The following is a 6697-nucleotide window of genomic DNA, read 5'->3' as shown; positions in this document are numbered from 1 at the left end:
GAGCAGCGGCTCGACCCTTGCCCACAGCTCGTCGGAGACGACCCACGGAAGCTGCTGGCCCTTCCTCACGCCATGGTCAACACACCACTGCTCAACCGTATTCCAAGATCATTCTGTTAGGAGTTCTAAGGGTGGCGCGCTGCGCACGCTGTCCGGCCGGGTACGGAGGGCCTCCGCGATCGCGCCCATCGGAGGGGCAGGTCCGGGGTGGAACAGAGGTACGGCCACGCGCCGCTTCTGCAGGTCCGCGTCGAGCACGCCGCAGTGGTCCGACTCGGGGGTGGCGCCCTGCGACGTGAACGTCGGGACGACGACCGTGCCGGTGGGCCGACGGCCGTGAGCAGGCTGTCGACCGCGACGGGCGCGCCGCCGTCCACCGGGCCCAGGCCGGACGCCGACGAATGCACGATCAGCGTCATGCCCTTGGCCACGTCACCTGGCGCCGGCCTTCGGTGAGCGTCATCGCCGGTAGTCGTCGATCGGCAGGCGCAGCCACACGTCCGGCGGGCCGGTGATCGCGCGGCCGTCGGTGAGGCGCAGGCCCGCGTAGGCGCAGGCGACCGCCATCGGGTCGTTCGGGTACAGGTACGAGAGCAGCACCTGGTCGGCCGACTCGTTCTCGATCGGCTCGCCGCCCGGGAACAGGTCCCAGTCCACGATCTCCCCGTCACGCATGATGCCGCCCTGCGTGCCGCTCTTGGGGTTCAAGTAGACGCTGTAGCAGACGGTGTCCGCGGACAGGAGCCTCATGACGCCCGCGATCCTCGGGGCGTAACCCCACGGTTGGCTGATCACGCACCCGCCGGGCACGTCCGTCGCGCCGACGACATCGAGCTCCTCGGCGAGTTCCGGGTCGCCGTCGACCGGTGTCGCGTTCAGCCGCCGGATCACCTCCGCCACGTCGACACCCGCCACGGCCGCCAAGCCCGCGCCTTCCTCCGGGTAGTCGTCGTCGTAGTCGTCATCGAGAACGGCCTTGAACCGGACACTCTCCGCCGCAACGGCGGCCTCAGCATCCGACAGAGCCGCATTCGGGGGCGTCCTCGGACCGGACAGGTCGTGCCCACCGGCCAGGGCGAGCCTGCCGGGCGACCAGCCGCTCATCATCGGCAGCCACGGGTCAGCGCCCGCCTCGGCCAACGCGCGGGCGTTGTCGAGACGGTTGAAGTACACCGCGAGCCACAGCGCGCTGCGGCCTTCCTCCAAGACATCCACGTCGTCCACCCGCCCGGCCAACTCGGCGACCACCTCGGCGGACCCGTGCTGCGCCGCCCGGTGCAGCGGCCGTCCACCCGGCATGGTGTTCGGGTCCGCACCGGCCTCCAGTCGGGCCCGGACCAACGCGTGATCCGCCCAGTTCTCCCACCCCACGCGTTCCCAGCCCACACTTCCCCCTTCGATCACTTCGAGGGGCATGACGGTAGCGTCGACCGCGTCCGGTGATCGTGACTTCCCACCCGCGCCGGCCGCCATCGCGGAGATCGACTTCGCTCACGGCGGCGGGGAGGAGTTCCCCGGTTCCGAGGACTACATCGACCGCATGTGCCGGTAGCCACCCGAAAATCCGTCACCAGGAGATGTCGCCCGACTCGACCCGCGCGGTGAACGCGTCCGCGTCCGAGGCCAGCGGCAGGGCGGCCGACCACCCGCCGGTGACGTCCACCAGCGACACGGGCGCCGGGTCGTGGCGCAGGTCGAACGCGAGGCGTTCGCGCGAGCCGTCGTCGCCGATGATCGCGATACCGGGGTGCGCGGCGGTGGGCGCACCCCGGGCGTCGTTCGCCTCCAACGTCTCCAACGGTGTGTAGAGGGTGAGGAAGGTGTCGCCCAGCCACCCGCTGCGGAACCACGACTCGCCCTGGAGGTACCGCCGCCACGCGGCCGGCAGCGGACGGCCCAGCTCCGCCGCCGCCCGGTCGAACTCCTCGTCCGCCACCGGACCCCGGTACTCGGCCTCGCGCACGATCGTGCCGACGATGTTGGCGTTGAACTCGTCCAGGTCCTCGGCGGGCACCCAGTGCTCCAGCACCTCACGCCCGCCGGCCTGCCGCACGGGGTAGCGGGCGAGGAAGTCGCGCCGCACGCTGAACCGCGTCACGAACCCGACGCCCTCGGCCGGCACGTTCCACTCGCGCGCGATCTTGGTGGCGTACCAGCGGTTCGCCACCGGGTAGAAGATCGGCTGGTCGGGGAGTCGCGGTGGCCAGGCCCGCCACTGCGACGCCGCCACCAGGTCCAGCTCCGCCTGTCCGGTCGGTCGCCACAGGTCCACCAAGTCCATGGCGGAGAGGGTAGGTCGGCCGGGACGGAACGCCGCCGGATTTTGCCCCGAATTCGGTCACACTCATCGCGGTGGGGCGCCGAACGCCGGTTGCGCGCCGACCCCGGCCGGTCACCTCACCCGGTCACCGCGGCCAGTTCCGCGGTGTGCCACACGATTCGCGCACGGTCAGGCTGGGCCACAGGGCGACCCGGTGCACCGGACGGTCCAGCGGGTCGGCGACGCGGGCCAGGGCAAGCTGCGCGGCCAGTGCGCCGAGCCGGTGCTTCTGCGGCCGAACGGCGGTCAACGGCGGGTCGGAGGCCGCGGCCACCTCGTCGTCGTACGACACCACCGCCAGGTCGCCCGGCACGTCGAAGCCGCGGTCGCGGGCGCGGTCCAGCAGACCGATGGCCTCGCGGTCGGCGTGCACGAGCAACGCCCGCACCCCCGCGCGCACGCACTGGTCCAGCACGTCGTCGCAGGCCTCCGCCCACCCGCGCGACCCGTACGGCGGCACGTCCAGCGCCGGCACCCCGTCCACCGCCATGCCCAGCGACGACACCGCCGCGCACCACCCGTCCCGGATCGCCGCGTGGTGCGGGCTGAGCCGGGACAGCACCAGGCCCACGGTGCGGTGCCCGAGCGTCGCCAGGTGCCGAACGGCCAGGCCCGCGCCCAGCGCGTGGTCGGTGACGGCGGCGTCCAGCCCGATCGTCGGCAGTTCCGGCGGCGGCATGCGTTCGATCAGCACCACCGGCACGCTCAACCCGCTCAGCCAGCGCAGCAGGTCGATCCCGGCGGGCCCGGTGGTGCTGGGCGCGACCAGCAGCGTCTGCACGCCCCGGTCGAGCAGCTTCACCACCTGCCGCCGGTCCTCGACCGCGTCGTAGCACGACGTCTGCAGCGCCAACCGCCCGCCGGCGGCGGTGACGGCGGCCTGCGCGCCCTGGATCACGGCCGGCCAGTAGTACTCCTCCGACGGCGCGACCATGCCCACCAGCGTGTGCGCCGATCGCGGTGACGGTGGCGGATCACCGTGGTGCGGCATGGTGATGCCGCCGTGCACCCGGGAGACGAGGCCGCGGTCGGCCAGGGCGGTCACGTCGCGGCGCACGGTCACCGCCGTCACGCCCAACTGGTCCACCAGGTCCGCGAGCCGGACCACCCCGTGCGCCCGTACCGCCGCGAGGATCAGTTCACGCCGCTGCGCAGCCAGTCGCATTTTCGGTTCCGATCGACTTTGATCGTTTCTGTTTGTTTCGTTGACGGGGACTATGCCACGTACTGAGGTGGTCTTCATCACTCCAGCAGGGGGATGGGCAATGACGCTGCGTTCTCGACGCACGGTGCTGCGCGCGTTGGCCACCACGCCGCCGCCACCGGAGCGGTCCGACAACGGACCCGGCTTAGTCCATTTGGAGTATCTCCGCTGCCGCCCGTTGCCGTCGGCGGCCACCACGTCACCGTGACGTTGGACGACGGCCAGCACACCGAGTTCACCCTCTGACACATGGAGCGTTCGATGGATTCACCGGGATTGAGCCGCCGGGCACTGCTCGCCGCGGCCGGCGTGACGGTCGCGGGCGGCGCGCTCGGCACGGGGGTGGCAGGGGCCGACGCGACCGTGGGCGTCGATCCGGCCGCCGACCAGGGCGCCTGGGAGGGCTGGGGCACCTCGCTCGCGTGGTGGGCCAACGTGTTCGGCGACCGGGACGACTTCGCCGACCTGTTCTTCACCACCAAGACGGTGACCTACAACGGCGCCTCGTTGCCCGGTCTGGGCATGAACATCGCCCGCTACAACCTCGGCGCGTCCAGCTGGAACGCCGTCAACGGCGAGCGCATGGTCGCCTCGCCGAACATCCCGCGGTTCAAGCAGATCGAGGGTTTCTGGCAGGACTGGAACAACGAGGACCCGAACTCGGCCGCGTGGAACTGGAACGCCGATGCCAAGCAGCGGGCCGCGCTGGTCAAGGCCACCCAGCGCGGCGCGATGAGCGAGCTGTTCGCCAACTCGCCGATGTGGTGGATGTGCGTCAACCACAACCCGTCCGGCGCGGCGAACGCCGCCGACAACAACCTCCAGTCGTGGAACCACCGCCAGCACGCCCTGCACCTGGCCGTCACCGCGCGCCGGGCCCGCGACCAGTGGGGCGTCAACTTCCGCACCGTGGACCCGTTCAACGAACCGTCCTCGAACTACTGGCACGCCAACGGCACCCAAGAGGGCTGCCACATCGACGCCACCACCCAGCGCAGCGTCCTGGCGCACATGCGCACCGAACTGGACCGCCAGGGCCTGACCGGCACCTGGATCTCCGCCTCCGACGAGACCAGCTACGACCTCGCCCGCACCACCTGGAACAGCTTCGACTCCGCCACCAAGGGTCGGGTGCGGCAGGTCAACGTGCACGGCTACCAGGGCCTCAGCGGTCGTCGCGACCTGCTGGGCAACGACGTCCGCGCGTCGGGCAAGGTCCTGTGGAACTCCGAGCACGGCGACTCCGACGGCAGCGGCATGATGACGGCCCGCTGCCTGCTGATGGACTTCCGCTGGCTCAAGCCGACGGCGTGGTGCTACTGGCAGGTGATGGACCCCACCGCCGGCTGGGGCGCCATCCGCTACGACGGGAACAACGCGGTGGCGGGCGCGGTGGAGACGAAGCTGTACGTGCTGGCCCAGTTCACCCGGCACATCCGGCCCGGCATGCGCATCATCAACACCGGTGTCGACTACGCGATCGCCGCACACGACTCGGCCGCGCGTCGTCTCGTGATCGTGGCCGCCAACAACGGCGCGGCGCAGACGCTGACGTTCGACCTGTCGCGGTTCGGCACGGTGCCGAACGGCACGGCCACCCGCTGGTCGACGCTCACGTCCGGCTCCGGTGACCGGTACACGCGGCGAACGGACATCAGCGCGAGCGGGAAGCTCGTGCGGGTGCCGTTCGCGGCCGGTGCGGTGCAGACGATCCAGGTCGACGGCGTGGTCCGGTGACGCGATGAGCCAGGTGAGCAGGAAGGCATCGCTCGCGGCGGCCGTCGTGCTGGCCGCGTCCCTGGCCCAACCCGGCGTCGCCCACGCGGCGGCGCCGGGCGTCACCCTGCTGTCCGACACCCTGCTCGACCAGTCGGCGCTGTACTTCGTGTCGTACGACGGGCTGGTCAACAACAACGCGTTCCAGGACGCTCTCGTCACGTACAACGGCCACCAGTACGCGGCCTGGTACACGTCCAGCCGCAACGCCGTGGTCGCCCGGCGGGCGTTGGGCGGCAGTTGGCAGACGGCCGTGCTGCCGCACCGGTTGAGCGTCAACGACTCGCACAACGTGATCTCGCTGGGGATCTCGCCGCAGGACGGCACCCTGCACGTCGCGATGGACACGCACAACACGCGGCTGTACTACTCGAAGTCCGTTGCGGGACTTGCCACGCAACCCGGTTCGCACAGCTGGTCGTCGTCGGTTTTCGGTTCCGTGCAGCGGACTCTGGGTGGCGTCGAGCTGGGCAACATGACGTACCCGCAGTTCGTCGTCACGCCCGAGGGCGCGTTGCAGTTCAGCTACCGGACCGGTGGGTCGGGCAACGGCGTGAACGAGTTGGCCGAGTACACCGGCGGGACGTGGCGGCGGCTGGGCGCGTGGTCGTCCGCGACCGGCAACTACACCGGCCCGAACGGCGTCGTGTCCACCACCCGCAACATGTACCTGCACGGCCTCACCTACGACCGGCGCGGTCGGCTGCACGCGGCGTTCACATGGCGTGAGGGCAACGCGGGTGTGCTGTGCAACTCCGGTGGCCTGACCAACCACGAAACCGGTTACGTCTACAGCGACGACCGGGGCCGGACGTGGCGCAACGGCGCGGGAACGGTCGTCGGCACCACCGGCGGCACGCGGGTGTCGATCGGTTCACCGGGCCTGGTCGCCGACCCGCTCGATCCCAACCACGGCCTGATGAACCAGGAGGGACAGGGTGCGGACTCCACGGGCGCACCGCACGTGGTGATCAGCTACGTGCCGGGCCGGTTCACGCAGTGCGTCTCGAACTACGCGCAGCAGCGGACGCAGTACGGCCGGACGTTCCACGTCGTGCGCAACTCGAACGGCACGTGGACCAAGCGCGAGGTCCCCGTGCCGCCCGGCAGCACACAACGCACCAAACTGGTCTTCGACCGCTCCGACAACGCCTACCTGGTGATGCCGCGCGGCCGGATCGTGTCGGCGAGCAAGGCCAGTGGGTGGACCGACTGGACCCTGGTCTTCGACCGCCCGTCGATGAACGCGTTCGGCGAGGTCAACGTCGACGCGTCCAGGCTGGCGGTGGACGGCGTCCTGTCGTTCCAGTACCAACAGCGCTCCACCGGCACCACACCGTCACAGATCCGGGTGGCCGACTTCCGCCTGGGCTGAGCGCCTGGACCCGTTGGTGGGC

General features: G+C 70.8%; 6 protein-coding genes and 1 pseudogene. 3 read left to right on the top strand and 4 right to left on the bottom strand.

Going from position 1 to position 6697, the window contains the following annotated elements; genetic code table 11:
* Positions 1–108: 108 nt before the first annotated feature.
* Both FM051_RS54140 and FM051_RS35155 read right to left on the bottom strand, forming a co-directional pair.
* A pseudogene (locus tag FM051_RS54140) lies at positions 109–315 on the bottom strand (AAC(3) family N-acetyltransferase); the annotation flags it as partial.
* Between the two features lie 144 nt (positions 316–459).
* Entirely contained in the window at positions 460–1416 is a 957-nt protein-coding gene (locus tag FM051_RS35155) for an ankyrin repeat domain-containing protein (protein WP_158851049.1), read from the bottom strand.
* On the opposite strand from FM051_RS35155, the gene FM051_RS35150 reads away from it, so the two are divergent.
* Positions 1415–1552: a hypothetical protein gene (locus tag FM051_RS35150; protein WP_158851047.1), complete on the top strand. Its 138-nt coding sequence runs from the start codon at positions 1415–1417 to the stop codon at positions 1550–1552. The two genes, FM051_RS35155 and FM051_RS35150, sit on opposite strands and share 2 nt — an antisense overlap.
* A 15-nt stretch (positions 1553–1567) precedes the next feature.
* Here the strand turns inward: FM051_RS35150 and FM051_RS50865 are convergent, their stop codons facing one another.
* On the bottom strand, positions 1568–2281 hold the full coding sequence (locus tag FM051_RS50865; protein WP_202919179.1) for an SMI1/KNR4 family protein: 714 nt from the start codon (positions 2279–2281) through the stop codon (positions 1568–1570).
* Between the two features lie 124 nt (positions 2282–2405).
* Positions 2406–3485: a substrate-binding domain-containing protein gene (locus FM051_RS35140; protein ID WP_158851045.1), complete on the bottom strand. Its 1080-nt coding sequence runs from the start codon at positions 3483–3485 to the stop codon at positions 2406–2408.
* 300 nt (positions 3486–3785) lie between these two features.
* Between FM051_RS35140 and FM051_RS35135 the strand changes: the two genes are divergently transcribed.
* Both FM051_RS35135 and FM051_RS35130 read left to right on the top strand, forming a co-directional pair.
* Complete coding sequence (locus FM051_RS35135) at positions 3786–5261, top strand: glycoside hydrolase (RefSeq protein WP_158851043.1); 1476 nt, start codon at positions 3786–3788, stop codon at positions 5259–5261.
* Positions 5262–5274: 13 nt separating this feature from the next.
* Positions 5275–6675 (top strand): BNR repeat-containing protein, encoded by a 1401-nt coding sequence (locus tag FM051_RS35130; RefSeq protein ID WP_420803648.1) that lies wholly within the window; start codon positions 5275–5277, stop codon positions 6673–6675.
* The last annotated feature ends 22 nt before the right edge of the window (positions 6676–6697 follow it).

The sequence above is a fragment of the Saccharothrix deserti genome (assembly GCF_009769385.1).
GTDB classification, from domain to species: domain Bacteria; phylum Actinomycetota; class Actinomycetes; order Mycobacteriales; family Pseudonocardiaceae; genus Actinosynnema; species Actinosynnema deserti.
This window is presented reverse-complemented; position numbering and strand designations above follow the sequence as displayed.

What these genes read in the sequence shown, in the direction of transcription:
- FM051_RS50865 (WP_202919179.1), bottom strand. Translation starts at nt 2,281, where the DNA reads ATGGACTTGGTGGACCTGTGGCGACCGACCGGACAGGCGGAGCTGGAC.
- FM051_RS35140 (WP_158851045.1), bottom strand. Translation starts at nt 3,485, where the DNA reads ATGCGACTGGCTGCGCAGCGGCGTGAACTGATCCTCGCGGCGGTACGG.
- FM051_RS35135 (WP_158851043.1), top strand. Translation starts at nt 3,786, where the DNA reads ATGGATTCACCGGGATTGAGCCGCCGGGCACTGCTCGCCGCGGCCGGC.
- FM051_RS35150 (WP_158851047.1), top strand. Translation starts at nt 1,415, where the DNA reads ATGACGGTAGCGTCGACCGCGTCCGGTGATCGTGACTTCCCACCCGCG.
- FM051_RS35155 (WP_158851049.1), bottom strand. Translation starts at nt 1,416, where the DNA reads ATGCCCCTCGAAGTGATCGAAGGGGGAAGTGTGGGCTGGGAACGCGTG.